General features: G+C 72.6%; 23 protein-coding genes. 20 read left to right on the forward strand and 3 right to left on the reverse strand.

Translation table 11 applies throughout. The features are described 5' to 3' along the window. Positions 1-2 precede the first annotated feature (2 nt). From ACFVIU_RS22780 to holA, 4 genes are all read left to right on the forward strand, one after another. Positions 3-842 carry an arylamine N-acetyltransferase gene (locus ACFVIU_RS22780; protein WP_385844617.1) on the forward strand — a complete coding sequence of 280 codons (840 nt, stop codon included), beginning with the start codon at positions 3-5 and terminating at the stop codon, positions 840-842. A gap of 126 nt (positions 843-968) precedes the next feature. Beyond that, the gene (locus tag ACFVIU_RS22785) at positions 969-1850 is read left to right on the forward strand and encodes a YceI family protein (protein WP_385844810.1); all 882 of its coding nucleotides are present in this window, start codon (positions 969-971) and stop codon (positions 1848-1850) included. 42 nt (positions 1851-1892) lie between these two features. Further along, positions 1893-2138, forward strand: coding sequence for a hypothetical protein (locus tag ACFVIU_RS22790; RefSeq protein WP_385844618.1), 246 nt, complete (start codon positions 1893-1895; stop codon positions 2136-2138). 87 nt (positions 2139-2225) lie between these two features. Beyond that, positions 2226-3215, forward strand: a complete 990-nt coding sequence (gene holA / locus ACFVIU_RS22795; protein ID WP_385844620.1) for a DNA polymerase III subunit delta — start codon at positions 2226-2228, stop codon at positions 3213-3215. Positions 3216-3737: 522 nt separating this feature from the next. On the opposite strand, the gene rpsT is transcribed toward holA, so the two are convergent. Beyond that, on the reverse strand, positions 3738-3998 hold the full coding sequence (rpsT, locus tag ACFVIU_RS22800) for a 30S ribosomal protein S20 (protein ID WP_208900914.1): 261 nt from the start codon (positions 3996-3998) through the stop codon (positions 3738-3740). A 226-nt stretch (positions 3999-4224) separates the two neighbouring features. Here rpsT and lepA point away from each other — a divergent pair, with 226 nt between their 5' ends. The 4 genes from lepA to hemW all read left to right on the forward strand — a co-directional run bounded on the left by lepA (position 4225) and on the right by hemW (position 11483). Next, entirely contained in the window at positions 4225-6099 is a 1875-nt protein-coding gene (gene lepA, locus ACFVIU_RS22805) for a translation elongation factor 4 (protein WP_385844621.1), read from the forward strand. 270 nt (positions 6100-6369) lie between these two features. After that, the gene (locus ACFVIU_RS22810; protein WP_385844623.1) at positions 6370-8244 is read left to right on the forward strand and encodes an AMP-dependent synthetase/ligase; all 1875 of its coding nucleotides are present in this window, start codon (positions 6370-6372) and stop codon (positions 8242-8244) included. Between the two features lie 167 nt (positions 8245-8411). Beyond that, entirely contained in the window at positions 8412-10223 is a 1812-nt protein-coding gene (locus ACFVIU_RS22815) for a SpoIIE family protein phosphatase (RefSeq protein WP_385844811.1), read from the forward strand. A 27-nt stretch (positions 10224-10250) separates the two neighbouring features. Further along, positions 10251-11483 (forward strand): radical SAM family heme chaperone HemW, encoded by a 1233-nt coding sequence (gene hemW / locus ACFVIU_RS22820; RefSeq protein ID WP_385844624.1) that lies wholly within the window; start codon positions 10251-10253, stop codon positions 11481-11483. Between the two features lie 28 nt (positions 11484-11511). On the opposite strand, the gene ACFVIU_RS22825 is transcribed toward hemW, so the two are convergent. Both ACFVIU_RS22825 and ACFVIU_RS22830 read right to left on the reverse strand, forming a co-directional pair. After that, the gene (locus ACFVIU_RS22825; protein ID WP_385844625.1) at positions 11512-12375 is read right to left on the reverse strand and encodes a DUF3097 domain-containing protein; all 864 of its coding nucleotides are present in this window, start codon (positions 12373-12375) and stop codon (positions 11512-11514) included. 34 nt (positions 12376-12409) lie between these two features. Further along, entirely contained in the window at positions 12410-13132 is a 723-nt protein-coding gene (locus tag ACFVIU_RS22830) for an MBL fold metallo-hydrolase (protein ID WP_385844626.1), read from the reverse strand. 162 nt (positions 13133-13294) lie between these two features. Between ACFVIU_RS22830 and hrcA the strand changes: the two genes are divergently transcribed. From hrcA to ACFVIU_RS22890, 12 genes are all read left to right on the forward strand, one after another. Beyond that, the gene (hrcA, locus tag ACFVIU_RS22835; protein WP_385844628.1) at positions 13295-14311 is read left to right on the forward strand and encodes a heat-inducible transcriptional repressor HrcA; all 1017 of its coding nucleotides are present in this window, start codon (positions 13295-13297) and stop codon (positions 14309-14311) included. Then, positions 14312-15448, forward strand: a complete 1137-nt coding sequence (gene dnaJ, locus ACFVIU_RS22840; RefSeq protein ID WP_385844629.1) for a molecular chaperone DnaJ — start codon at positions 14312-14314, stop codon at positions 15446-15448. Positions 15449-15594: 146 nt separating this feature from the next. Then, a complete protein-coding gene (locus ACFVIU_RS22845; RefSeq protein WP_385844630.1) occupies positions 15595-16683 on the forward strand; it encodes a nitronate monooxygenase in 1089 nt (362 codons plus the stop codon). Beyond that, positions 16680-17426: a 16S rRNA (uracil(1498)-N(3))-methyltransferase gene (locus tag ACFVIU_RS22850; RefSeq protein ID WP_385844631.1), complete on the forward strand. Its 747-nt coding sequence runs from the start codon at positions 16680-16682 to the stop codon at positions 17424-17426. The genes ACFVIU_RS22845 and ACFVIU_RS22850 overlap by 4 nt, the downstream gene beginning before the upstream one ends. Before the next feature lie 16 nt (positions 17427-17442). Further along, a complete protein-coding gene (locus ACFVIU_RS22855) occupies positions 17443-17835 on the forward strand; it encodes a VOC family protein (protein WP_385844633.1) in 393 nt (130 codons plus the stop codon). A gap of 95 nt (positions 17836-17930) precedes the next feature. Further along, a complete protein-coding gene (locus ACFVIU_RS22860) occupies positions 17931-18452 on the forward strand; it encodes a hypothetical protein (protein ID WP_385844634.1) in 522 nt (173 codons plus the stop codon). 61 nt (positions 18453-18513) lie between these two features. Beyond that, positions 18514-21732, forward strand: coding sequence for a S41 family peptidase (locus tag ACFVIU_RS22865; RefSeq protein WP_385844636.1), 3219 nt, complete (start codon positions 18514-18516; stop codon positions 21730-21732). Between the two features lie 75 nt (positions 21733-21807). After that, positions 21808-22161 carry a histidine triad nucleotide-binding protein gene (locus ACFVIU_RS22870; protein ID WP_385844637.1) on the forward strand — a complete coding sequence of 118 codons (354 nt, stop codon included), beginning with the start codon at positions 21808-21810 and terminating at the stop codon, positions 22159-22161. 6 nt (positions 22162-22167) lie between these two features. Then, complete coding sequence (locus ACFVIU_RS22875) at positions 22168-23073, forward strand: ribonuclease Z (RefSeq protein ID WP_385844638.1); 906 nt, start codon at positions 22168-22170, stop codon at positions 23071-23073. A 20-nt stretch (positions 23074-23093) separates the two neighbouring features. Then, a complete protein-coding gene (locus ACFVIU_RS22880; protein ID WP_385844639.1) occupies positions 23094-24098 on the forward strand; it encodes an adenosine deaminase in 1005 nt (334 codons plus the stop codon). A gap of 139 nt (positions 24099-24237) precedes the next feature. Beyond that, positions 24238-25557: a glucarate dehydratase family protein gene (locus ACFVIU_RS22885; RefSeq protein ID WP_385844640.1), complete on the forward strand. Its 1320-nt coding sequence runs from the start codon at positions 24238-24240 to the stop codon at positions 25555-25557. Between the two features lie 85 nt (positions 25558-25642). After that, positions 25643-26800: a carbohydrate kinase family protein gene (locus ACFVIU_RS22890; protein ID WP_385844642.1), complete on the forward strand. Its 1158-nt coding sequence runs from the start codon at positions 25643-25645 to the stop codon at positions 26798-26800. Positions 26801-26903 lie beyond the last annotated feature (103 nt).

Genomic DNA, 26903 nt, shown 5'->3' on the forward strand with positions numbered 1-26903 from the left:
GTATGAACTCACGCCAGGTCGATGCCTATCTCCACCGGATCGGTGCCTCCCGCCCGCCACGGCCCACCGGAGCGGCTCTGCGGGAGCTGCATCTGTGCCATCTGCGGACGGTTCCCTTCGAGAACCTCTCGGTTCACCTCGGTGAGGAGATCGAACTGGCGGAGGACCGGTTGCTGGAGAAGATCACCGACAGGCGGCGTGGCGGCTTCTGCTACGAACTGAACGGCGCGTTCGGCGCGTTGCTCACGGCCCTCGGCTACGAGGTCGACCTGCTCGCCGCGCGGGTGTACGGCGAGGAGGGGCGGCTCGGGATCCCGTACGACCATCTCGCGCTGCGGGTACGGACGGCGGACGGCGAGGACCGGCTCGCCGACGTCGGGTTCGGGGCGCACAGCCACTATCCGCTGGCCTACCGGGAGCGCGGCGAACAGACCGACCCGGGCGGGGTGTTCCAGGTGGTGGCGGCCGGTGCGGACACGGCCGGGACGCGCGGTGGCGGTGACTCGGGGGAGGACGGTGACCTGGACGTCGTACGCGACGGCAGGGCGCAGTACCGGCTGGAGACGCGGCCCCGGGCGCTCGCGGACTTCGCGGCCGGTGCCTGGTGGCACAGCACCTCGCCGCTGTCGCACTTCACCCGCTCGCTGGTCTGCTCACGGGTCACCGAGGACGGGGGGAGGATCACGCTCGGCGGACGCACGCTGACGACGACGGCCGCCGACGGTATGCGCACGACACGGGAGTGGGAGACGGACACGGAGGTGCTGGCCGTGTACCGGGAGCGGTTCGGGATCGAGCTGGACCGTGTGCCGACGGTGAGAAACCGGAACCGTACCTCTTAATTCGGCCCAGGCCCGGCGCATATGCCGGATTCCCACGATGTGGGTCCGTGTTGCCTCGAAAGCCGCGTCAGTGATCGAATGAACCTTCGGCAACGGGTGGTGTCGAGGCGTACAGGGGTGTCGTGGATGGTCGGCCGCTGGCTGGGAAACCGGACGAACCGAGTGCAACCGACCGGTCCGCTGGCGGCGGTTCGGACCCCGCCCGACGCCGGGGTGCTCAGCTGCCGGGTGGTCGACCCGGTCAACGAGCCGGTGGTGGGCGCGGAGTTCGCGGTCAGCGACCTCACGGGGCGCACGGTGGTGAGCGGCGGCACGGATCCGTACGGGGCGTTCCTGGTAACGGTGCCGGCGGGGGAGTACCGGCTCGCCGTGTCCGCCGAGGGCTACCTGCCCTACCGCGCCCCCGCGCTGGTCGGCGAGAACTCCCTCGCCTCGCTGGGCGATGTGACCCTCCAGGTCGCGCAGCCGCCCCAGCCGCCGGCGCCGGGCGACTGGGAGATCGAGCCGCTGCACTCCTCGATCGGGTTCACCGCCCGGCACATCGGGCTGGCCCGGATCCACGGACGGTTCAACTCCTTCGCCGGCGTGGTGCGGATCGGCGACCGGGTGGAGCGGTCGGCGATGCATGTCGTGATCGACGCGGCGTCCATCGACACCGGGGTGCGGATGCGCGACGACCATCTGCGGTCCGCGGACTTTCTGGACGTGCGGCGCTTTCCCACGCTGGAGTTCTACAGCGAGCGTTTTGTGCACAAGGGCGGCAGCCGGTGGGCGGTCGTCGGGGCGCTGTCGCTGCACGGGGTGACCCGGACCGTGACGCTCGACACCGAGTACCTCGGGCTCGGCAGCGGCATGCAGGGCGAGGCGCGGGCCGCCTGCCGCGCCACCACCGAACTGCACCGGGACGACTTCACGGTCAGCTGGCAGTCCATGCTGGCGCGCGGCATCGCGGCGGTCGGTCCGAGCATCCGGGTCGACCTCGACGTGCAGGTCGTGCCCAGGGGCTGACCTGCCCCTTCGCGTCCGGAGCGGTGCCGGAGAATGGGGCGCGTGAACGATGTGCGACATGTGCTGGTGCTGCCCGACCGGGACGCGGCAAAGGAGGTGGCCGAGGTGCTCGCCGAGCGGTTCGGCGTCGACGAGGAGCCCCGGATCGTCCGGGACGCCCTGGCCGGGGAGGACGACGCCGAGGACGCCCAGTGGCTGGTCGTGCTGCGGGACGAGGGCGAGCGGCTGGACCCGGAGGAGTTGGACGCGTTCGCCGGCGAGTGGGACGGCTGGCGCGAGGAGCCGTGACCCCGAGACGCGCTCGGGGTGCGCTCCGGGACCGGTCAGGGTGAGCGAGCCGCTTCGATGTCGGTGCCGCGTGGGATGCTGTAGACGATGGCCAGGAAGACTGCGAATGACGACCCTCTCGCCCCGGTGACACTCGCCGTGGGCCAGGAGGACCTCCTGCTCGACCGTGCCGTGCGGGAGGTGGTGGCCGCCGCCAGGGCCGCCGACGCCGACACGGACGTACGCGACCTCACCCCGGACCAGTTGCAGCCCGGCACGCTCGCCGAGCTGACCAGTCCCTCGCTCTTCGCGGAGCGCAAAGTCGTGGTCGTACGCAACGCGCAGGATCTTTCCGCCGACACGATCAAGGATGTGAAGGCGTATCTCGGTTCCCCCGCCGAGGAGATCACCCTCGTGCTGCTGCACGCGGGCGGCGCCAAGGGCAAGGGGCTGCTGGACGCGGCACGCAAGGCGGGCGCCCGCGAGGTGGCCTGCCCCAAGATGACCAAGCCGGCGGACCGGCTGGCCTTCGTCCGGCAGGAGTTCCGGGCGGCGGGACGGTCGGCGACGCCGGAGGCCTGCCAGGCGTTGTGCGACGCCATCGGCAGTGATCTGCGGGAGCTGGCCGCGGCGGTCTCCCAGCTGGTCGCCGACGTGGAGGGCACGGTCGACGAGGCGGTCGTCGGGCGCTACTACACCGGGCGGGCCGAGGCGTCCAGCTTCACGGTCGCCGACCGGGCGGTGGAGGGGCGTACGGCGGAGGCCCTGGAGGCGCTGCGCTGGTCGCTGGCCACCGGAGTGGCGCCGGTGATGATCACCAGCGCGCTGGCCCAGGGGGTGCGGGCCATCGGGAAGCTGTCGTCCGCGCGGGGCGGCCGGCCGGCCGATCTCGCCCGGGAGCTGGGCATGCCGCCCTGGAAGATCGACCGGGTGCGGCAGCAGATGCGGGGGTGGACCCCGGACGGCGTCGCCGTGGCGCTCAGAGCTGTAGCCGAGGCCGACGCGGGAGTGAAGGGAGGCGGGGACGACCCCGAGTACGCCCTGGAGAAGGCCGTGGTGACGGTGGCGCGAGCCGCCCGCTCACGGGGCCGCGGCTAGCCGCTCGGCGCGGCCGCGGACAGCCCCCGGCCGCGGACAGCACCCGGCGGCGGACAGCCACTCGGCCGCGCACGGCTCCCGGCCGCGGACAGCCGCCCTCGGCCGCGGACAACCCCCGGCCGCGGACAACCCCCGGCCGCGGACAACCCCCGGCCGCGGACAACCCCCGGCCGCGGACAGCCACTCGGCCGCCGGCCGGCCGGCCGCGCACTCCCGCCGGCCCCGCACTCCCGGGCGCGAGAAGCCGGCCCCTGGCAGCCGCCGGGCGCATGCCAATCCCGGGCGCATGCCAACCCCGGACGCATGCCAGCGCCGCACGCACGCCGGACCCGGACCGCACGCCAAAGGCCCCGGTGCTCGCCCTGGGGAAGGGAGAGCGCCGAGGCCTTGGGCTCAAGCTGGTGGATCCGCACCCGCGTGGCGAACGCAGGCCGCGTACGGATCCGGGGTGCCGGACGGGAGCGGATGAGAGAGGGCCCGCTCGGGGTCCTTCCGGCGGTCAGATCAGAAGGAGGCTGAACCTCAGAGAGACGCGACCTTGGAAGCAAGCGCCGACTTCTTGTTGGCGGCCTGGTTCTTGTGGATGACGCCCTTCGAGACGGCCTTGTCGAGCGCACGCGCAGCAGCGCGCTGCAGCTCGGTGGCCTTCTCGACGTCACCCGCGGCAGCGGCCTCGCGGGCCTTGCGGATCGCGGTCTTCAGGGAGGACTTGACGGCCTTGTTGCGCAGCCGAGCCTTCTCGTTGGTCTTGATCCGCTTGATCTGGGACTTGATGTTCGCCACGAAGGAGCCTTTTCAGGTTCAGGCGCGGGGCCGCTCGGGTCCCGAACCGGTGATCCATAAATTTTCTGACGCGCCTCGCGCTGAGAGGGCATGAGGCACAGCCATCTACAGTACCAGTGGCCCTGCGACCGGCCCAAAACGGCCGCCGGTCCCTTCGCGTGGGACCATGGAGACTACGTATCGATCCGACCCGAGGCATAAGGCGCCTCAAGAGACAGGACCCTGCGTGCCCGCGACCCCTAACCATGTGCCCGAGCCGAGCCGTACCGACCCGGCTCTGATCCGCAACTTCTGCATCATCGCGCACATCGACCACGGCAAGTCCACGCTCGCCGACCGGATGCTCCAGCTGACCGGTGTGGTCGAGCAGCGGCAGATGCGTGCTCAGTACCTCGACCGGATGGACATCGAGCGCGAGCGTGGCATCACGATCAAGTCCCAGGCGGTGCGTCTGCCCTGGGCCCCGACCGAGGGCCCGGACCAGGGCACGACGCACATCCTCAACATGATCGACACCCCGGGGCACGTCGACTTCACCTACGAGGTCTCGCGGTCGCTGGCCGCCTGCGAGGGGACCATCCTCCTGGTCGACGCCGCCCAGGGCATCGAGGCGCAGACCCTCGCCAACCTCTACCTGGCGATGGAGAACGACCTCACGATCATCCCCGTACTGAACAAGATCGACCTTCCCGCGGCCCAGCCGGAGAAGTTCGCGGAGGAGCTGGCCAACCTGGTCGGCTGCGACCCGGACGACGTCCTCAAGGTCTCCGCCAAGACCGGTCTCGGCGTCGACGCGCTGCTGAACAAGGTCGTCAAGGAGATCCCGGCGCCGGTCGGTGTGGCCGACGCGCCCGCCCGCGCGATGATCTTCGACTCGGTCTACGACTCCTACCGCGGTGTCGTGACGTACGTCCGTGTCATCGACGGCCAGCTCAACAAGCGTGAGCGCATCAGGATGATGTCCACCGGCGCCACGCACGAGCTGCTGGAGATCGGCGTCAGCTCGCCCGAGATGCTGCCGGCCGACGGCCTCGGCGTCGGCGAGGTGGGCTATCTCATCACCGGTGTGAAGGACGTCCGGCAGTCCAAGGTCGGTGACACCGTCACCAGCCAGAGCAAGGGGGCGACGGAGGCGCTCGGCGGGTACAAGGACCCGAAGCCCATGGTCTTCTCCGGTCTGTATCCGCTCGACGGCTCCGACTACCCGGAGCTGCGCGAGGCCCTGGACAAGCTCCAGCTCAACGACGCCGCCCTGGTCTACGAGCCGGAGACCTCCGCCGCCCTCGGCTTCGGTTTCCGCGTCGGCTTCCTCGGCCTGCTGCACCTGGACGTGATCCGGGAGCGGCTGGAGCGCGAGTTCGGTCTCGATCTGATCGCCACCGCCCCCAACGTGGTCTACCGCGTGGTCATGGAGGACGGCAGCGAGCACACGGTCACCAACCCGAGCGAGTTCCCCGAGGGCAAGATCAACGAGGTCTTCGAACCGGTCGTGCGGGCCACCATCCTCGCGCCCACCGAGTTCATCGGCTCGATCATGGAGCTGTGCCAGACCCGGCGCGGCACCCTGCTCGGCATGGACTACCTGTCGGAGGACCGCGTCGAGATCCGCTACACGCTGCCGCTCGCGGAGATCGTCTTCGACTTCTTCGACCAGCTGAAGTCCAAGACCCGCGGCTACGCCTCGCTGGACTACGAACCCACCGGCGAGCAGACCAGCTCCCTGGTCAAGGTCGACATCCTGCTGCACGGCGACAAGGTGGACGCGTTCTCCGCGATCACCCACAAGGACCAGGCCTACGCGTACGGCGTGCGGCTCGTCGCCAAGCTCAAGGAGCTGATCCCGCGGCAGGCCTTCGAGGTGCCGGTGCAGGCCGCCATCGGCTCCCGGGTGATCGCCCGCGAGACCATCCGCGCCATCCGCAAGGACGTCCTCGCCAAGTGCTACGGCGGTGACATCTCCCGTAAGCGGAAGCTGCTGGAGAAGCAGAAGGAAGGCAAGAAGCGGATGAAGATGGTGGGTTCCGTGGAGGTTCCGCAGGAAGCCTTCATCGCCGTCCTGTCGAGCGATGACAGCGCGGGGTCGACCAAGGGCAAGAAGTAACCGCTGGTAACACTCGGTTACGCCGAACCGGCTCCGTAAAAAGGGCACAAGGGGGCCCGTCGTGTGAAAGCGCGGCGGGCCCCGGTGCGTGCGTAGCCTTGCTCTGCGTGGAAAGTGACAGCCCGATGCCCCTTACGCAGCGGCCGGTCGCCCCTTACTCTGATGCCTGCTCGATAGTTACTCGCGAGTTAAACAAGAGCCCGTACCCCCACCGTGAGTAAACCCAGCCGCACCGAGTCAGCCGCACTGTCGCGGGCCCCGGAGGATGTCGTGAGCGACGCACAGACCCTGATCGAGAACCGTCCGCCCTCCGTGGCGGCCCTCTTCCTGGACCGCGTGGCGGCCACACCGGACGCCGAGGCCTACCGCTACCCCGTCCCGCCCGCCTCGGGCGAGGGCCCCGACGACTGGAAGTCGCTGAGCTGGGCCGAGGCGGCCGAGCGGGTCTACGCCATCGCGGCCGGCCTGATCGAACTCGGGCTGGAGCCCGAGCAGCGCGTGGCGCTCGCCTCCTCCACCCGGGTGGAGTGGATCCTCGCCGACCTCGGCATCATGTGCGCCGGCGGGGCGACGACCACGATCTACCCGCAGACCAACGCCGACGAGTCCGCGTTCATCCTCTCCGACTCCGAGAGCCGGGTGCTGATCGCCGAGGACGCCGGCCAGCTCGCCAAGGCGCTGGAGAAGCGCGCGGAGCTGCCCGACCTGATCAAGGTCGTGGTCATCGACCCGGCCGGGGTGGAGACCGGCGACTGGGTGACCACCCTCGACGAGCTCCAGAAGCGTGGCGCCGCCTATCTGGAGACGCACCCCGAGCTGATCAAGGAGCGGGTCGGCGCGCTCACCAAGGAGCAGCTCGCCACCCTCATCTACACCTCCGGCACCACCGGCCGCCCCAAGGGCGTCAGGCTCCCGCACGACAACTGGGCGTACATGGCGAAGGCGATCGCCGCGACCGGTCTGATCAGCGACGAGGACGTGCAGTACCTGTGGCTGCCGCTGGCGCACGTCTTCGGCAAGGTGCTCACCTCCGGCCAGATCGAGGTCGGGCACGTCACCGCCGTGGACGGCCGGGTCGACAAGATCATCGAGAATCTGCCGGTGGTGCGGCCGACGTACATGGCGGCCGTGCCGCGGATCTTCGAGAAGGTCTACAACGGCGTCGCGGCCAAGGCCCGCGAGGGCGGACCGGCCAAGTACCGGATCTTCCAGTGGGCGGCCGAGGTCTCCCGCGAGTACGCCAAGGTCAGCCAGGACAACTTCCGCCGCACCGGCAACCGCAGTGTGCCGTTCGGGCTCGCCGCCAAGCACAAGGTCGCCGACACCCTCGTCTTCGCCAAGCTCCGCGAGGCCTTCGGCGGCCGGCTGCGCGCCTGTGTCTCCGGCGCCTCCGCGCTCGCACCGGAGATCGGCTACTTCTTCGCCGGCGCCGGCATCCACATCCTGGAGGGCTACGGCCTCACCGAGTCCTCCGCCGCCTCCTTCGTCAACCCCGGCGAGGCCTACCGCACCGGCACGGTCGGCAAGCCGCTGCCCGGCACGGAGGTCCGGATCGCCGACGACGGAGAGATCCTGCTGCGCGGCCCCGGTGTCATGCAGGGCTACCACAAGCTGCCCGAGAAGACCGCGGAGGTGCTGGAGTCCGACGGCTGGTTCCACACCGGCGACATCGGCGAGCTGTCGCCCGACGGCTATCTGCGCATCACCGACCGCAAGAAGGACCTGATCAAGACCTCGGGCGGCAAGTACGTCGCACCCGCCGAGGTCGAGGGCCAGTTCAAGGGCATCTGCCCGTACGTCTCCAACATCCTGGTGCACGGCGCCGACCGGAACTACTGCACCGCCCTGATCGCCCTGGACGAGCTCGCGATCCTGGACTGGGCGAAGGAGAACGGCCTGGAGGGCAGGGCGTACGCGGAGATCGTCGCCGCCCCGCAGACGGTCGAGATGGTCGACGGCTATGTGCAGCAGCTCAACGCCGGGCTCCAGAAGTGGCAGACGATCAAGAAGTTCCGGCTGCTGCCGCGGGACCTCGACGTGGAGCACGGCGAGATCACGCCGAGCCTGAAGCTGAAGCGGCCCGTGGTCGAGCGGGAGTACAGGCACCTGATCGACGAGATGTACGCCGGGACCCGGGAGAAGTAGGGGGCCGGTCCGGCGAGGGAGAACCGCGGGTCGGAGGTGGCGGCCCGCGGTTCCCGGCGCCCGGTGGGTGATTGTGCTCGCGTGCGTTCAAAACGCGCCCTCTTCTGCCCACTTCGGTAACTCGGCGCTTATGGGTGCCACCGCTCTGTCACCCTGGCCGCATGGACATGGCGGCCATACCCACGCAGCGGGAGAGTGCGGCCCACGCGCCTAAGGTGCGCGGCCGGGCCACCCTGACCGGCAGCCCGCTCGCCCCCGGGACCGCCCGGGCCCTGGTGCGCTCGGCGCTGGCCGAGGTGCCCGGGCTCGCGCCACGGCTGCTGGACGACGCGATGGCGGTCGTCAGCGAGCTGGTCACCAACGCCGTCGTGCACGCCGGCACCGATGTGGAGGTGGACTGGCGGCTGGAGGACACCGGCGCCTTCGTGGTCGAGGTGCACGACCGGCACCCCTCCCGCGCCCCGCGCGACAACACCGCCGGCGCCCCGCCGTACGAGGCACCGGAGTACGGACGCGGCCTCCGGCTGGTCGGCACCCTCGCCGACTCCTGGGGCGTCACCTACCGCACCGGCGCCAAGACGGTGTGGGCGCGGCTGCCCGCCGGCGGCAAGACGGCCGAGGGGCCCGGACCGGAACCGGCCCTGGAGATCGCCGAGGTCCTCGCCCCGCAGGCCTACGGCGCCGGACGCGACCGGGACTGGCTCGGCCGGGGCGCGCTGTCCTTCCTGGCCGAGGCCTCCGACCTGCTCGCCGGGCAGCTGGACGAGAACCTGGTCGCCGCGCTCACCGGCCAGCTGGTGGTGCCCCGGCTGGCCGACTGGTGCGCGGTCTGGCTGGAGGACGAGGCGACCGCACGCGCCCGCGACGGCGGCGGCCCCGCCCGGGTCTGGCACGCGAGCGAGGACCGCATCGAGGAGCTGCACCGCGCCCTGGAGAAGGAGCCGCCCCAGCCCCTGGACGGGCTCAGGTCCGGCCCGGAGCCGTACCCCTGGCCCGCCGCCGCGCTCGGCCCGCACGGCACCGCCCTCGCCTACCGGCTGATCGCCGGCGGCCGCCCGCTGGGCACGCTGGTCATCGGCCGGTGCGGCCCGGCCGGCTTCCCGGACGAGGTCACCGGGCTCGTGGAGGACCTCAGCCGCCGGGTCGCCCTCGCCATCGGCGCCGCCCGCCAGTACGCCCGCCAGGCCACCATCAGCGCCGTCCTCCAGCGCGGACTGCTGCCCGGCGCGGTCGCCGAGATCCCCGGGCTGCGCAGCGCCCTGGTCTACGAGCCCTGCGACAAGGGCGGCCCCAGCGGCGACTTCTACGACCTGTTCCCGGCCGGCGACGGCCGCTGGTGCTTCGCCGTCGGCGACGTCCAGGGCAAGGGCCCGGAGGCGGCCGTCGTCATCGGCCTCGCCCGGCCCTGGCTCAGGCTCCTCGCCCGCGAGGGTTACCGGGTCGCCGACGTCCTGGACCGGCTCAACCAGCTCCTGCTGGACGACGCCACGGAGGCCGCCGACGCCGCCGCCCGCGCCCTGGTCGCCGCCGGCGGCCACACCCTGCTGGGCGGCGACGGCACCCAGACCCGCTTCCTGTCCCTGCTCTACGGCGAGCTGACCCCGTACGGCGGCGGGGTCCGCTGCACCCTCGCCTCCGCAGGCCATCCGCTGCCCCTCGTCCTCGGCCCCGACGGCACCGTGCGCACCGTCGCCCGGCCGCAGACCCTGCTCGGTGTGGTCGAGGACGAGACCTACACCAGCGAGACCCTCGACCTGCGGCCCGGCGACAGCCTGCTGTGCGTCACCGACGGGGTGACCGAGCGCCGCTGCGGCTCCCGCCAGTTCGACGACAAAGACGGGCTGGCCACGGCCCTCTCCGGCTGCGCCGGGCTCGGCGCGGAGCAGATCGCCGAAAGGATCCGCCGCCTGGTGCACGACTTCGGCGAGGGCACTCTGCCGGAGGACGACCTCGCCCTGCTGGTGCTCCAGGCGGAGTGACCGCCCGGGTGCTGGACAATGGAAGACATGCCTTCCGCACTCCCCGACGGCGAGCCCGTCCCCGCCGACGGCGCGCTGCCCGCGTCCGCGCTCGCCGGGGCCGCAGACCGCCCGCTCGGCTTCTATCTGCACGTCCCCTACTGCGCCACCCGCTGCGGCTACTGCGACTTCAACACCTACACCGCGACCGAGCTGCGCGGCACCGCAGGGGTGCTCGCCTCCCGCGACAACTACGCCGACACGCTGATCGACGAGATCCGGCTGGCCCGCAAGGTGCTCGGCGACGACCCGCGCGAGGTCCGCACGGTCTTCGTCGGCGGCGGTACGCCCACCCTGCTGGCCGCCGGCGACCTGGTCCGCATGCTGGGCGCGATCCGGGACGAGTTCGGGCTGGCGGCGGACGCGGAGATCACGACCGAGGCGAACCCGGAGTCGGTCGACCCCGGGTATCTGTCGGTCCTGCGGGAGGGCGGCTTCAACCGGATCTCCTTCGGCATGCAGAGCGCGCGGCAGCACGTGCTGAAGGTGCTGGACCGCACCCACACCCCCGGCCGCCCCGAGGCCTGTGTGGCGGAGGCGCGTGCGGCGGGCTTCGCGCACGTCAACCTCGATCTGATCTACGGCACACCGGGGGAGAGCGACGACGACTGGCGGGCCTCGCTGGAGGCCGCCCTGGGCGCGGGCCCGGACCACGTCAGCGCGTACGCGCTCATCGTGGAGGAGGGCACCCAGCTGGCCCGCCGGATCCGCCGGGGCGAGATCCCGGCGACCGACGACGACGTGCACGCCGACCGCTATCTGATCGCCGAGGAGATCCTGTCCGGGGCGGGCTTCGACTGGTACGAGGTCTCCAACTGGGCCACCTCCGAGGCGGGCCGCTGTCTGCACAACGAGCTGTACTGGCGGGGCGCCGACTGGTGGGGCGCCGGTCCCGGCGCGCACTCGCACGTGGGCGGGGTGCGCTGGTGGAACGTCAAGCACCCGGGGGCGTACGCGGCGGCCCTGGCCGCCGGCCGGTCACCGGGCGCGGGGCGCGAGGTCCTGTCGGACGAGGACCGGCGGGTGGAGCGGATCCTGCTGGAACTGCGGCTGCGCGAGGGCGTGCCGCTGGCGCTGCTGAAGCACGAGGGCCTCGCGGCCTCCCGGCGGGCGCTGGCGGACGGACTCCTCCAGCAGGGGCCGTACGACGCCGGGCGGGCCGTACTGACGCTGCGTGGACGGCTGCTGGCGGACGCGGTGGTCAGGGACCTGGTGGACTGACCGCCCGGCCCGGGGGCCGGTGCGCCGCTCAGCCCACGGTCACATGGTCGATGAGGCGCTCGACGCACCCCAGCAGCTCCGGTTCCAGGTCCTTGTAGGAACCCACCCGCTTCAGGATCGCCTGCCACACCGCCCCGGTGTTCTCCGCCGGCCAGCCCAGCGCCCGGCACACCCCGGTCTTCCAGTCCTGGCCGTGCGGGACCTTCGGCCAGCCCGGGATGCCCAGGGACGACGGCTTCACCGCCTCCCAGATGTCGATGTACGGGTGGCCGACGACCAGCGCGTGCTCGCTCGTCACCGACTCGGCGATGCGCCACTCCTTGGTGCCCGGCACCAGGTGGTCCACCAGGACGCCCAGGCGTGCGTCCGGGCCGGGGGCGAAGTCGGCGACGATCGACGGCAGGTCGTCCACGCCCTCCAGGTACTCCACGACCACGCCCTCGATGCGCAGGTCGTCGCCCCAGACCTTCTCGACCAGCTCGGCGTCGTGCCGGCCCTCGACGTAGATGCGCCCGGCGCGGGCCACGCGCGCGCGTGCGCCGGGTACGGCGACCGAGCCGGAGGCGGTACGGGAAGGCCGTACCGGGGCCGCGGCGGACGGCCGTACGAGGGTCACCACCCGGCCCTCCAGCAGGAAGCCGCGCGGCTCCAGCGGGAACACCCGGTGCTTGCCGAAGCGGTCCTCCAGGGTGACCGTGCCCGCCTCGCAGCGGATCACCGCCCCGCAGAACCCGGTGCCGGGCTCCTCCACCACCAGACCGGGCTCGGCCGGCACCTCCGGCGCGGGCTGCTGCTTCTTCCACGGAGGGGTCAGGTCGGCGGAGTACAGACGGCGCTGTGGGCCCGAAGGGCCCTCGTTGGAGGGGCGGTGGCGGGAGACGGGCGGGCGCATTCGGATGACGATAGGAGAAGCGTTGCGGTGATGCTCACGACACGCCGAAGCGGGCCGCCAGGGCGTCCCGTTGGCGACGGACGAAGGCCGCGTCCACCACCGCTCCGTGACCGGGGACGTACAGCGCGTCCTCACCGCCCAGGGCGAGCAGCCGGTCCAGCGCGTCCGGCCAGCGGGACGGCACCGCGTCCGGGCCCGCCTGGGGCTCGCCGGACTCCTCGACCAGGTCACCGCAGAAGACCACCTCCGGCGCCCCGGGGACCAGCACCACGAGGTCGTGCGCGGTGTGACCCGGGCCCACGTTGGCCAGCAGCGCCTGGTGCCCGCCGCCCAGGTCGAGGGTCCACTCGCCGGAGACCAGGTGGCGCGGCGGGGCCAGGGCGTCCGCCGCCTCGGCCGCGTCGGCGGCCGGCAGGCCGTTGCCGACCGCGTCCGCGCGCAGCTCCCCGCGCCCGTGCGTCAGGGCCGCGTCCATGCCCACCGCCGCGTACACCTCGGCCCCGGCGAACGCGGGAGCGCCGAAGACGTGGTCGAAGTGGGGATGGGTGAGCGCGAGATGGGTCACACGGCGGCCGGCCAGTTCCCGCGCCTCGCCGTGCAGCCGGGCGCCCTCGGCCAGGCTCGAACCGGCGTCCACCATCAGCGCCGTGTCCGCCCCGAGGACCAGGCCCGCCGTACAGTCCCAGCCCGGCAGCCGGCACCGCCCGACCCGGTCGGTCAGCCGCTGCCAGCCCTGCTCTTCCCAAGCCACCGTCATACCGCGACGCTAGCTCCACGAGCGGTCCCGACGGCACCGACCTTGCCCAGGCCGTACCCGACAGCCGTACACTGGGCCGGGGAAGGCTGGCACTCGCGTGGGAAGAGTGCCAGGCCGACGGCGAGGGACCCGAGGGGACGACGTGCTGGAGGTGCGCGCGCAATGCTGAGTGAACGCAGGCTTCAGGTACTGCGCGCGATCGTCCAGGACTACGTCGGGACCGAGGAGCCGGTCGGCTCCAAGGCCCTGACCGAGCGGCACAACCTCGGGGTGTCCCCGGCGACCGTCCGCAACGACATGGCGGCCCTGGAGGACGAGGGGTTCATCGCGCAGCCGCACACCAGTGCGGGGCGGATCCCCACGGACAAGGGCTACCGGCTGTTCGTCGACAAGCTGGCGGGCGTCAAGCCGATGACCCCGCCCGAGCGGCGGGCGATCCAGAACTTCCTGGAGGGCGCCGTCGACCTCGACGACGTGGTGGCCCGGACCGTGCGGCTGCTCGCGCAGCTCACACGGCAGGTCGCCGTCGTGCAGTACCCGTCGCTGACCCGGTCCACCGTCCGGCACGTGGAGCTGCTCTCGCTCGCTCCCGCGCGTGTGATGCTCGTGCTGATCACGGACACCGGACGGGTCGAGCAGCGGATGGTCGACTGCCCGGCGCCGTTCGGGGAGGCCTCGCTCGCGGATCTGCGGGCCCGGCTGAACAGCAAGGTCGCCGGCCGCCGGTTCGCGGACGTGCCGAAGCTGGTCGAGGATCTGCCGGAGGCCTTCGAGGCCGAGGACCGCGGTACTGTCTCCGCGGTGCTCTCCACCCTGCTGGAGACCCTCGTCGAGCAGAACGAGGAGCGGCTGATGATCGGCGGTACCGCCAATCTCACCCGCTTCGGACATGACTTCCCCCTCACGATCCGGCCCGTCCTGGAGGCACTGGAGGAGCAGGTCGTGCTCCTCAAGCTCCTCGGCGAGGCGAAGGATCCGGGCGTGACCGTGCGTATCGGGCACGAGAACGCCCATGAAGGACTCAACTCCACGTCCGTGGTGTCGGTCGGCTACGGTTCGGGCGGCGAGGCGGTTGCCAAGCTCGGCGTGGTCGGACCGACACGCATGGACTACCCGGGAACGATGGGAGCGGTACGCGCAGTGGCACGGTACGTCGGACAGATCCTGGCGGAGTCGTAAGTGGCCACGGACTACTACGCCGTTCTCGGCGTGCGCCGCGACGCGTCGCAGGATGAGATCAAGAAGGCGTTCCGTCGGCTCGCGCGCGAGCTGCACCCGGACGTCAACCCCGATCCGAAGACCCAGGAGCGGTTCAAGGAGATCAACGCCGCTTACGAGGTGCTGTCGGACCCGCAGAAGAAGCAGGTCTACGACCTCGGCGGCGACCCGCTCTCGCAGTCGGGCGGGGCCGGCGCTGGCGGCTTCGGCGCCGGCGGCTTCGGCAACTTCTCCGACATCATGGACGCGTTCTTCGGTACGGCCTCGCAGCGCGGGCCGCGTTCGCGCACCCGGCGCGGCCAGGACGCCATGATCCGGATCGAGGTCGAGCTGGACGAGGCGGCCTTCGGGACCACCAAGGACATCCAGGTCGACACCGCGGTCGTCTGCAACACGTGCAGCGGCGAGGGCGCGGCGCCGGGCACCACCGCCCAGACATGTGACATGTGCCGGGGCCGTGGTGAGGTCTCGCAGGTCACCCGGTCCTTCCTGGGCCAGGTCATGACCTCCCGGCCCTGCCCCCAGTGCCAGGGCTTCGGCACCGTCGTGCCGACCCCGTGCCCGGAGTGCGCCGGCGACGGCCGGGTCCGCTCCCGGCGCACGCTCACCGTCAAGATCCCCGCGGGTGTCGACAACGGCACGCGGATCCAGCTCGCCGGTGAGGGCGAGGTCGGGCCGGGCGGCGGTCCGGCCGGCGATCTGTACGTGGAGATCCACGAGCTGCCGCACCCGATGTTCCAGCGGCGCGGCGACGACCTGCACTGCACGGTCACCCTCCCGATGACGGCGGCGGCGCTCGGCACCAAGGTGCCGCTGGAGACGCTGGACGGCATGGAGGAGGTCGACATCCGGCCGGGCACCCAGTCCGGGCAGTCGATTCCGCTGCACAACCGCGGTGTCACGCATCTGCGCGGCGGCGGCCGGGGCGACCTGGTCGTGCATGTCGAGGTGCAGACCCCGACCAAGCTGGACCCCGAGCAGGAGCGGCTGCTGCGCGAGCTGGCCGCGCTGCGCGGCGAGGAGCGCCCGCAGGGCCAGTTCCAGCCGGGTCAGCAGGGGCTGTTCTCGCGGCTGAAGGATGCGTTCAACGGGCGCTGACGGACGCGGTCGTCGGCCGCTGATCCGGTGCCGGGGGTGGGGGTGAAGTGGCCCGCGAAAGTGGGCCTTCGGCCCCCTATGCCCCCGGCCTATGCCGTCGGATGCCCCGATTCGGAACTGTTCGAAGGACGTGACAACATGCGGTCATGTCCTCCGCGCTGACCGATCTCCTGCCCCACCCGATCGTGCAGGCCCCCATGGCGGGCGGTGTCTCCCTCCCGCGGCTCGCCGCCGCCGTTTCCGAGGCCGGCGGGCTCGGCTTCCTCGCCGCCGGCTACAAGACCGCCGACGGGATGTACCAGGAGATCAAGCAGCTGCGCGGGCTCACCGGCCGCCCCTTCGGCGTGAACGTGTTCATGCCGCAGCCGGAGTACGCGGAGTCCGGCGCGGTGGAGGTCTACGCCCATCAGCTCGCCGGTGAGGCCGCCTGGTACGAGACCGAGCTGGGCGACCCCGACAGCGGACGGGACGACGGCTACGACGCCAAGCTCGCCGTCCTCCTCGACAACCCGGTGCCGGTGGTCTCCTTCCACTTCGGCGTACCCGGCGAGGAGACGCTCGAGCGGCTGCGCCGGGCCGGCACCGTCACCCTGGTCACCGCCACCACCGTGGAGGAGGCCCGCGCGGTCGAGCGGGCCGGGGCGGACGCGGTGATCGCGCAGGGCGTGGAGGCCGGCGGTCACCAGGGCACGCACCGGGATCTGACGGAGAACGACGCCTCCGGCATCGGAGTGCTGTCCCTCGTCACCCAGATCCGCGAGGCCGTGCGCCTCCCGGTCGTCGCCGCCGGCGGCATCATGCGCGGCAGCCAGATCGCCGCCGTCCTCGCGGCCGGGGCCTGTGCGGCGCAGCTCGGCACCGCCTTCCTCGCCACCCCCGAGTCCGGTGCGCACCCTCTGCACAAGCAGGCACTCACCAACCCCCTGTTCGCGCGCACCGAGTTGACCCGCGCCTTCTCCGGCCGGCCGGCCCGCGGACTGGTCAACCGGTTCCTGCGCGAGCACGGCCCGTACGCCCCCGCCGCCTACCCGGAGATCCACCACCTCACCGTCCCGCTGCGCAAGGCCGCCGCCCAGGCCGGGGACGCGCAGGGCATGGCGCTGTGGGCGGGGCAGGGACACCGGCTGGCCCGGGAACTGCCGGCCGGGCGGCTGGTGGAGGTGCTGGCCGAGGAACTCGATGCCGCCCGGACAGCGTTGTCGGACGTCACGGACCATGGAGGTGACCTGCGATGACCGCCCCGGTTTTCGTGGTCGAGCATGTCGACGCGCACAGCCACCGCTATGTGCTGGACGGGCCGGAGGGCCGGCACGCGGTCTCCGTCAAGCGGCTTCAGCCCGGTGAGGAGGTCGTCCTCACCGACGGCGCCGGACGGTACGCCGTCGGCGAGGTGATCGGCAGCGAGGGCAAGGACCGGCTGATCGTCCAGCTGGCGGACGTCCGGGAGGAGCCGGCGCCCAGCCCGCGCATCACCGTCGTACAGGCCCTGCCCAAGGGCGACCGGGGTGAACTCGCCGTGGAGACGATGACCGAGGTCGGCGTCGACGCGATCGTGCCCTGGCAGGCGGCCCGCTGCATCACCCAGTGGCGGGGCGACCGCGGGCTGAAGGCGCTCGGCAAGTGGCGGGCCACCGCCCGCGAGGCCGGCAAGCAGTCCCGCCGGGTCCGCTTCCCCGAGGTCGCGGACGCGGCGACCACCAAGCAGGTCGCGGCACTGCTCGCCGGGGCCGACTTCGCCGCCGTGCTGCACTCCGACTTCGAGCACACCAGCGAGCCGCTGGCGACCGCCGAACTCCCTGAACAGGGCGAGATCGTGCTGGTCGTCGGGCCGGAAGGGGGCGTGTCCAAGGACGAGTTGGCGCTCTTCGAGGAGGCCGGTGCCAGGACCTGTGTGCTCGGGCCCTCGGTGCTGCGCACCTCCACCGCCGGCACCGCCGCCGCGGCCCTGCTCCTCGGCCGCACCGGCCGCTGGTCCTGACCCACCGGGGGACACCATGGAACTCGCCCAGGTACGCCTGCTCGTCACCGACTTCGCCGCCTGCTACCGCTTCTACGCCGAGGTCCTCGGCCTCAAGCCGCAGTCCGGCGCGGCCGAGGGGCCGTACGAGAAGTTCAGCCCGCACACCGGGTCCGCCGGGATCGCCTTGCAGGACCGCGCGATGATGGCCGAGGTCCTCGCCGAACTGGGCACTGTCGCCACCGGCCACCGCTCCCTGGTGGTGCTGCGCGTGGACGACCTCGACGCCTACTGCGCCGAGATCACCGCCCGTGGCGCCGCCCTGCTGCACGGCCCGGCCGCCCTGACCGACCGCATGCGGGTGGCCCACCTCAAGGACCCGGAGGGCAACCTGGTGGAACTCCAGGAGTGGCTGCTGCTGCGCGGCTGACCGAGGCGCCCTCGCCGGGCACTTGCCCCGGCCCGAACGGGTGAGTGGCCGTATGTGCCCTTCCGGCGCGGGCGCGGTGGTGGGACGCTGCCTGTATGGGGGCGTTGAGACGGATTCTGCCGGTGTCGCTCGTTGTCGTGGCGGGCGGTGCCCTGGTGGGCTGCCAGCCCGGCGGGCTCGGTTCCGCCACTGCCGCCTACACCACCGGCACCACGGCGACGGCCAGGCTCAAGCAGCAGCACGTGGAGGTCAGTTGGCTCACCTGCACCGGACGGTACGGCGGTCGGGGCGCCGGGGCGGCGACGCCCTCGCCGAGCGAGACCGACGTCGTCTCCGTCGACTGCCGGGGCCGGACCAAGGACGGCCGGAAGATCACCGTCACTGGGCGGGTGACCAAGGCGGTCGACGGGGCCTGTGTGCGCGGGGACCTGACCGGGAAGGTCGGCGGACGGCAGGTGTTCCACGTCAGCGGGCTCGGCGACTGCGCCGCCACGCCCGGGCCGACGTACCGGCCGCCCACCTATGCGCCCGGTGGCCGGCCCACCGTGACGGTCACCGTCACCCGGACCCTGTGGTGCAAGGGCGACCCCACCTGCTGGCCCGTGCAGGGCAAATGAGACGGCGTGAAGTGATCCGAACCGGGAGCGGGGGACACCGGCCACTGCGTACAGTGACAAGGTGACTCAGGGTGCTTCGACGGGGACCGCGGCGGTGCCGGGCTATCTCCGATTTCCCCATCTCCGCGGCGACTTGGTGACCTTCGTCGCCGAGGACGACGTCTGGCTCGCCCCGCTCGACGGCGGCCGGGCCTGGCGGGTCAGCGCCGACAACGTCCCGGTGACCCGGCCCCGGATATCACCGGACGGCGCCTTCCTCGCCTGGACCTCCACCCGGGACGGCGCCCCCGAGGTCCATGTCGCCCCCGTCGACGGCGGCCCCGCCCGACGGCTGACCTACTGGGGCAACCGCCGTACCGAGGTGTGCGGCTGGACCGCCGACGGGCGGGTCCTCGCGCTCGGCGCGCACGGCCGGCCCAGTTCCCGGCACACCTGGGCGCACGCCGTCCCGCTGGACGGCGGACCGGCCGAGACCCTGCCGTACGGCCCGGTCGGCGATGTGGCCACCGGCCCCGCCACCGTGCTGCTGTCCGTACCGATGGGCCGCGAGGCCGCCCACTGGAAGCGCTACCGGGGCGGCACCGCGGGCAAGTTGTGGATCGACCGCGAGGGCGACGGCGAGTTCGTCCGGCTCCACGCCGACCTCGACGGGAACATCGAGTGCCCCGTGTGGGCCGGGGACCGCATCGCCTTCCTCTCCGACCACGAGGGCACCGGCGCGCTGTACTCCTCCCTCGCCGACGGCTCCGACCTGCGCCGCCACACCCCGATCGAGGGTTTCTACGCCCGGCACGCGGCCGGTGACGGCACCCGGGTCGTGTACGCCTCGGGCGGTGAACTCCTGCTGCTGGACGACCTGGAGGGCGCCGAGCCGCGCCCGCTCGGCATCCGGCTCGGCGGACCCCGCCTGGACCTGCGCCCGTACCCGGTGAACGCGGCCCGCTGGTTCGGCGCCGCCTGCCCCGACCACACCGCGCGCGGCAGCGCCGTGTCCGTGCGCGGCGGAGTCCACTGGGTCACCCACCGCTCCGGGCCCGCCCGCGCCCTCGCCGCCACCCCGGGGGTCCGCGCCCGGCTCCCGCGCACCTTCCGCACCGAGGGCGAGGAGTGGGCGGTGTGGGTGACGGACGCCGAGGGCGAGGACGCCCTGGAGTTCGCGCCGGCCACCGGACTCGCCCCCGGCGCCACCCCGCGCCGGCTCGCCGCCGGCCGGCTCGGCCGGGTGCTGGAGCTGGCCATGGCCCCCGACGGCAGCCGGGCCGCCGTGGCCGCCCACGACGGACGGCTGCTGCTCGTCGAGCGGGAGACCGGCGAGGTCCGCGAGGTCGACCGCAGCGACGACGGCGAGGTCTCCGGGCTGGCCTTCTCCCCGGACTCCGCCTGGCTCGCCTGGTCCCACCCCGGCCCGCGCCCGCTCTGCCAGCTCCGCATCGCCCACACCACCGACCTCTCGGTCACCGAGGCGACCCCGCTGCGCTTCCAGGACTACGCGCCCGCCTTCACCCTCGACGGCAAACACCTCGCCTTCCTCTCCAACCGCGCCTTCGACCCGGTCTACGACGAACACGTCTTCGATCTCGCGTTCGTGGTCGGCGCCCGCCCGCACCTGATCACCCTGGCCGCCACCACCCCCTCCCCGTTCGGCCCGCAGCGCCACGGCCGCCCCTTCGAGGCCGCCGACAAGGACGAGACCCCGGACAGCGAGGGCACCCCCGCCACCCGGATCGACCTGGAGGGCCTCGGCGACCGGATCGTGCCCTTCCCGGTGGAGGCCGGCCGCTACTCCACGCTGCGCGCCGCCAAGGACGGCGTCCTCTGGCTGCGCCACCCCGTGCACGGCGTCCTCGGCGCCTCCCGCGCCCACCCCGACGACCCCGCCCCGCACACCGAGCTGGAACGCTACGACCTCGCCCAGCGCCGCCTGGAGCACCTCGCCTCCGACGCCGACCACTTCGAGGTGAGCGGCGACGGCAAGCGGGTCCTGCTGTGGACCGACGGCCGGCTCCGGGTCGTCCCCAGCGACCGCCGCACCGGCACCGACGACGACGGCGACAGCAGCATCACCGTCGACCTCGCCCGGGTCCGCCAGACGGTCGACCCGGCCGTGGAGTGGCGGCAGATGTACGAGGAGACCGGCCGCCTCATGCGGGACCACTTCTGGCGCCCCGACCTCGGCGGTGTCGACTGGTCCGGCGTCCTCGACCGCTACCGACCGCTCCTCGGCCGCCTCGCCACCCACAGCGACCTGGTCGATCTGCTGTGGGAGGTGCACGGCGAACTCGGCACCTCGCACGCCTATGTCATCCCGCGCGGCGGCGCCGGCGGCGGCGCCCGGCAGGGTCTGCTCGGCGCCGACATCTCCCGGCACCCCGACGGCAGCTGGCGCATCGACCGGATCCTGCCGGCGGAGACCTCCGACCCCGACGCCCGTTCCCCGCTGGCCGCGCCCGGCGCCGCCGTCCGCCCCGGTGACGCCGTCATCGCCGTCGCCGGACACCCCGTCGACCCGGTCCTCGGCCCCGGTCCCCTCCTGGTCGGCACGGCCGGCCACCCCGTCGAGCTGACGATCTCCCCGGCGGGCGGCGGCGAACCCCGGCACACCGTCGTCGTCCCCGTCGCCGACGAGGAACCGCTGCGCTACCACGCCTGGGTCGCCGACCGCCGCGCCCATGTCCACGCGGCCTCCGCCGGCCGCCTCGGCTACCTGCACGTCCCCGACATGCAGGCCCCCGGCTGGGCCCAGATCCACCGCGACCTGCGCGTCGAGGTGGCCCGCGAGGGGCTGGTGGTCGACGTCCGGGAGAACCGCGGCGGCCACACCTCCCAGCTCGTGGTCGAGAAGCTGGCCCGCCGGATCGTCGGCTGGGACATCCCGCGCGGCATGCGCCCCACCAGCTATCCCGCCGACGCCCCCCGGGGACCGGTCGTCGCCGTGGCCAACGAGTTCTCCGGCTCCGACGGCGACATCGTCAACGCGGCGATCAAGGCCCTCGGCATCGGCCCGGTCGTCGGCACCCGCACCTGGGGCGGCATCATCGGCATCGACAGCCGCTACCACCTGGTCGACGGCACCCTGGTCACCCAGCCGAAGTACGCGATGTGGCTGGAGGGGGCCGGCTGGGACGTCGAGAACCACGGCGTGGACCCGGACGTGGAGGTCGTACAGCGGCCTCAGGACTGGGCGGCGGGCCGGGACACCCAGCTGGACGCGGCGGTCGCGCTCGCGCTGGAGGCGCTGGAGGAGCGGCCCGCGAAAACTCCGCCGGGAATGCCCGACTGAGCGGCGCGGCCGGCCGTGTGCGGCCCGCCGCCGAACGACTACGATGCCCACGGACTTGATCAACAGGAGGCGCGCATGCCAGGCGAACCCCAGGACGACTGCCTGTTCTGCAAGATCGTCGCAGGCAGCATCCCCGCGACGGTCGTCCGCGAGACCGAGACGACCATCGCGTTCCGCGACATAAACCCCCAGGCCCCCACCCACGTCCTGGTGATCCCCAAGGCCCACTACGCGAACGCCGCCGAACTCGGTGCGCAGGCCCCGCAGCTCGCCGCCGACGTTCTCGCCGAGACCCAGGCCGTCGCCGACGAGGAAAAGCTGGACAGCTACCGCACCGTCTTCAACACCGGCAGCGGCGCCGGCCAGACCGTCTGGCACGCCCACGCGCACGTCCTCGGCGGCCGCGGCCTCGAATGGCCTCCCGGGTGAGCCTGCGTGTCCGTACGTGAACTGGTGGTCCTCGGCACCGCCAGCCAGGTCCCGACCCGGCACCGCAACCACAACGGCTATCTGCTGCGCTGGGACGGCGAGGGCATCCTCTTCGACCCCGGCGAGGGAACCCAGCGGCAGATGCTGCGCGCCGGGGTGGCCGCGCACGACCTGAACCGGATCTGCGTCACGCACTTCCACGGGGACCACTCCCTCGGCCTCGCCGGGGTGATCCAGCGGATCAACCTCGACCAGGTGCCGCACGAGGTCACCGCGCACTACCCGCGGTCCGGGCAGCGCTTCTTCGACCGGCTCCGGTACGCGACGGCCTACCGGGAGACGGTCTCGCTGACCGAGGCCCCGGTCGCGGCCGACGGCGTCCTCGCGGACACGCCGTCGTACACCCTGGAGGCCCGGCGGCTGTCCCATCCGGTGGAGTCCTTCGGCTACCGGCTGACCGAGCCCGACGGCCGCCGGATGCTGCCGGACCGGCTCGCCGCGCACGGGATCACGGGTCCGGACGTGGGGGTGCTCCAGCGCGCGGGCCGGCTCGGGGACGTCACCCTGGAGCAGGTCAGCGAGGTGCGGCGCGGGCAGCGGTTCGCGTTCGTCATGGACACCCGGCTGTGCGACGGGGTGTACGCGCTGGCCGAGGGGTGCGACCTGCTCGTCATCGAGTCCACCTTCCTCGACGAGGACGAGGAACTCGCCGTGGAGCACGGTCATCTGACGGCGGGCCAGGCGGCGCGGGTGGCGCGGGACGGCGGGGTACGGCACCTGGTGCTGACCCACTTCAGCCAGCGGTACTCCGAACCGGAGGAGTTCGAGCGGCAGGCCCGGGCGGCCGGCTTCGAGGGGGAGCTGACGGTGGCGTACGACCTTCAGCGGGTCCCCGTACCGAAACGACGGTGATCCGGCCGTACGATGCTTTGATGCCCCTCCCCAAAGCAGAACTGCACCTCCATATCGAAGGCACCCTGGAGCCCGAGCTGGCGTTCGAGCTGGCCGCGCGCAACGCTGTCGAGCTGCCGTACGCGGACACGGACGAGCTGCGCAAGGCCTACCAGTTCGAGGATCTCCAGTCCTTCCTCGACCTCTACTACGAGCTGATGGCCGTCCTGCGCACCGAGCAGGACTTCGCGGACCTGGCCGACGCCTATCTCGCGCGGGCCGCCGCACAGGGCGTGCGGCACGCGGAGATCTTCTTCGACCCGCAGGCCCACCTCGCCCGCGGTGTGTCCATGGGGACGGTCGTGGAGGGGCTGTGGCGGGCGCTCGGCCGCAGCGAGGAGCAGCACGGGATCTCCACCCGGCTCATCCTGTGCTTCCTGCGCGACGAGTCCGCCAAGTCGGCCCTGGCGACCCTGGACGCGGCCCGGCCGTACCTGGACCGGATCACCGGGGTCGGCCTGGACTCCGCGGAGGTCGGGCATCCGCCGGTGAAGTTCCGGGAGGTGTACGAGGCCGCCGCCGCGCTCGGGCTGCGCCGGGTCGCGCACGCCGGTGAGGAGGGGCCGCCGGAGTACATCACCGAGGCGCTGGACGTGCTCGGCGTCGAGCGCGTGGACCACGGCCTGCGCTGCATGGAGGACCCCGCCCTGGTCGAGCGGCTGGTCCGGGAGCGGATCCCGCTGACCCTGTGCCCGCTGTCCAACGTCCGGCTGCGCACCGTCGACACCCTCGCCGACCACCCGCTCCCGGCCATGCTCGACGCCGGGCTGCTGTGCACGGTCAACTCCGACGACCCGGCGTACTTCGGCGGCTACGTCGGCGACAACTTCGCGGCCGTGCACCGGACCCTGGGCCTCTCCCAGGACCGGCTGCGCGAACTGGCCCGCAACTCCTTCCTCGCCTCCTTCCTGGAGGACGACGAAGACCGCAGAGCCCGCTACCTCGCCGAGGTGGCGGCGTACGAGTTCGGGGACGCCGTCTCGTAGGCGGTGCGCGCGGGTACGGCGGGCGGTTCCGCCGAGGAGTGCGGGGGCGCTGTCCGGGTACATGGGCGCGCCCCGGCGTCTTTTCGTGTGCGCGCCATTGACGATCTCTCGTTCGCCTCCATAGCCTGAGTTCTCATACATGGACGGCGTTTGCCCGAGGAGTCGCCCCGTGAGCCGTGACCTGACCATCGCCGAGGTGCGACTGACCCCGATCCTGGTCGCCGACCCGCCGCTGCTGAACACCCAGGGCGTGCACCAGCCGTACACCCCCCGGCTGATCGTGGAGGTCGTCACCGCCGACGGGGTGACCGGGCTCGGCGAGACCTACGGGGACACCAAGTACCTGGAGCTGGCCCGGCCGCTCGCCGAGCGCCTCACCGGCCGGTCGGTCATGGATGTGAACAGCCTCTTCGAGTTCGACCTCGGGGTCGACGCCTCGCGGGTGGACGGCGACGTCGACGCCGGCGGACTGCGCGGCGTGCAGAGCGCCGACAAGCTGCGGCTGTCCGTGCTGTCCGCCTTCGAGGTCGCCTGCCTCGACGCCCAGGGCCGGGCGCTCGGACTGCCCGTGCACGCCCTGCTCGGCGGCAAGGTGCGCGACGCCGTCGACTACAGCGCCTACCTGTTCTACAAGTGGGCCGCGCACCCGGAGGGCGTCCGCGCCGAGACCGACGACTGGGGCGCCGCCCTCGATCCGGCCGGGGTCGTGGCCCAGGCCCGGCGGTTCAAGGAGCGGCACGGGTTCGGGTCGTTCAAGCTCAAGGGCGGCGTCTTCCCGCCCGAGGAGGAGATCGCCGCCGTACGCGCCCTCGCCGAGGCCTTCCCCGGACACCCGCTGCGCCTCGACCCCAACGGCGCCTGGTCGGTCGCCACCTCGCTGAAGGTGGCCCAGGAACTCGGCGACGTCCTCGAGTACCTGGAGGACCCGACGCTCGGCACGCCCGCCATGGCCGAGGTGTCCGCCGCGACCACCATCCCGCTCGCCACCAACATGTGCGTGACCACCTTCGGCGAGATCAAGGAGGCGTTCACCCGCGACGCCGTCCAGGTCGTCCTCTCCGACCACCACTACTGGGGCGGACTGCGCAACACCCAGCGGCTGGCCGCGATCTGCGCCGCCTTCGGAGTCGGGGTGTCCATGCACTCCAACACCCATCTCGGCATCAGCCTCGCCGCCATGACCCAGGTCGCCTCGACCGTGCCGAACCTCCACCACGCCTGCGACTCGCACTACCCCTGGCAGTCGGAGGACGTCCTCACCGAGCGGCTGACCTTCACCGACGGCCGGGTCGCCGTCTCCGACGCACCCGGACTCGGCGTCGAACTCGACCGTGACGAACTGGCGCGGCTGCACCGGCGCTGGGCCGAGGACGACGGCTCGCTGCGCGACCGCGACGACGCGGCGGCGATGCGGGTGGCCGAACCCGGCTGGCGGACACCGGACATGCCCCGCTGGTAGCCGGCCACGGCTCACCGGTAGCGCACATCCCGGTACGTGATCTGGTGCACACTGGCCAGATCCGCACCACGTCAGGGAGCGCACCGTGACCCCGTCGCACACTCTTGCCGGAGAGGAACCGGAACACCTCACACAGGCGGCACGCTGTCAGGCCCAGGTCGACCCGCTCGCCGCGCTGCGCACACCCGGCGACCCGCCCTGGGACGTCTACCTCATGGGCACGGTCTTCCTCGACATCATCTTCACCGGCCTGGACTCGGCGCCCGTGCGCGGCACCGAGTCCTGGGCCCGGGGCATGGGTTCCAGCCCCGGCGGGGTCGCCAACATGGCCACCGCGCTGGCCCGGCTCGGCCTGCGCACCGCGCTCGCCGCCGCCTTCGGCGACGACCACTACGGCGAGTACTGCTGGGACGCGCTGGAGCAGGGCGAGGGCATCGACCTGTCCGCGTCCCGGACCGTGCCCGGCTGGCACTCGCCGGTCACCGTCTCCATGGCGTACGAGGGCGAGCGCACCATGGTGTCCCACGGGCACGAGCCGCCGCCCGAGGCCGCGCTCATCGAGGACGGGGCGACCGGCTGCCCGCCCCGCGCGCGTGCCGCCGTCGCCTCGCTCACCCCCGGCCACCCGGCGCCCTGGGTCGAGGCGGCCGCCCGGGAGGGCACCCGGATCTTCGCGGACGTCGGCTGGGACGAGACCGGGGCGTGGGATCTGGCCGCCCTGCCCGACCTGCGGCACTGCGAGGCGTTCCTGCCCAACGCGGCGGAGGCGATGCGGTACACCCGCACCGACTGCCCCCGGCAGGCCGCGCACGCCCTCACCGAGCATGTGCCGGTGGCCGTGGTGACCCTCGGCGCGGAAGGGGCGTACGCGGTGGACCGGCGGACCGGGGAGGCCGCGGAGGTACCGGCCATCGCGGTGGAGGCGCTGGACCCGACCGGGGCGGGGGACGTGTTCGTCGCCGGGTTCGTGACCGGCTCCCTGGCGGGGTGGCCGCTGGCGGACCGGCTGGCCTTCGCGGGCCTCACGGCGGCGCTGTCGGTGCAGGAGTTCGGCGGGTCGCTGTCGGCGCCCGGGTGGTCGGAGATCGGGGCGTGGTGGCGGCGGGTGCAGTCCCTGCCCGGGCAGGACCGGGGGGCGCTGCGCAGGTACGAGTTCCTGGAGGGGCTGGTGCCGGCGCAGCTGGACCGGGCGTGGCCGCTGCGCCGGGCCGTGCCGACCATCGGGTTCCGGCGTTCCGGCTGAGGTGGCCGCGGCTGCGCGCCGTTCGAAAAGCCCTACGGCGTTGTCAGTCCACCGTCGTACCCTGGAAGCGCGAGGCCGCCCACAGCCAGGCGGCCGTGACGAG

The organism is Streptomyces sp. NPDC127190 (assembly GCF_042672505.1).
In the GTDB taxonomy this organism is placed as follows: Bacteria; Actinomycetota; Actinomycetes; order Streptomycetales; family Streptomycetaceae; genus Streptomyces.

Bases quoted from the DNA above. Each gene is read 5' to 3' on its own strand.
- ACFVIU_RS22780 (WP_385844617.1), top strand. From the start codon at position 3: ATGAACTCACGCCAGGTCGATGCCTATCTCCACCGGATCGGTGCCTCC.
- ACFVIU_RS22860 (WP_385844634.1), top strand. From the start codon at position 17,931: ATGGGGGCGTTGAGACGGATTCTGCCGGTGTCGCTCGTTGTCGTGGCG.
- hemW (WP_385844624.1), top strand. From the start codon at position 10,251: ATGCCTTCCGCACTCCCCGACGGCGAGCCCGTCCCCGCCGACGGCGCG.
- ACFVIU_RS22850 (WP_385844631.1), top strand. From the start codon at position 16,680: ATGACCGCCCCGGTTTTCGTGGTCGAGCATGTCGACGCGCACAGCCAC.
- ACFVIU_RS22880 (WP_385844639.1), top strand. From the start codon at position 23,094: ATGCCCCTCCCCAAAGCAGAACTGCACCTCCATATCGAAGGCACCCTG.
- ACFVIU_RS22830 (WP_385844626.1), bottom strand. From the start codon at position 13,132: ATGACGGTGGCTTGGGAAGAGCAGGGCTGGCAGCGGCTGACCGACCGG.
- ACFVIU_RS22825 (WP_385844625.1), bottom strand. From the start codon at position 12,375: ATGCGCCCGCCCGTCTCCCGCCACCGCCCCTCCAACGAGGGCCCTTCG.
- ACFVIU_RS22845 (WP_385844630.1), top strand. From the start codon at position 15,595: ATGTCCTCCGCGCTGACCGATCTCCTGCCCCACCCGATCGTGCAGGCC.
- ACFVIU_RS22855 (WP_385844633.1), top strand. From the start codon at position 17,443: ATGGAACTCGCCCAGGTACGCCTGCTCGTCACCGACTTCGCCGCCTGC.
- ACFVIU_RS22885 (WP_385844640.1), top strand. From the start codon at position 24,238: ATGGACGGCGTTTGCCCGAGGAGTCGCCCCGTGAGCCGTGACCTGACC.
- holA (WP_385844620.1), top strand. From the start codon at position 2,226: ATGGCCAGGAAGACTGCGAATGACGACCCTCTCGCCCCGGTGACACTC.
- ACFVIU_RS22870 (WP_385844637.1), top strand. From the start codon at position 21,808: ATGCCAGGCGAACCCCAGGACGACTGCCTGTTCTGCAAGATCGTCGCA.
- hrcA (WP_385844628.1), top strand. From the start codon at position 13,295: ATGCTGAGTGAACGCAGGCTTCAGGTACTGCGCGCGATCGTCCAGGAC.
- ACFVIU_RS22785 (WP_385844810.1), top strand. From the start codon at position 969: ATGGTCGGCCGCTGGCTGGGAAACCGGACGAACCGAGTGCAACCGACC.
- ACFVIU_RS22815 (WP_385844811.1), top strand. From the start codon at position 8,412: ATGGCGGCCATACCCACGCAGCGGGAGAGTGCGGCCCACGCGCCTAAG.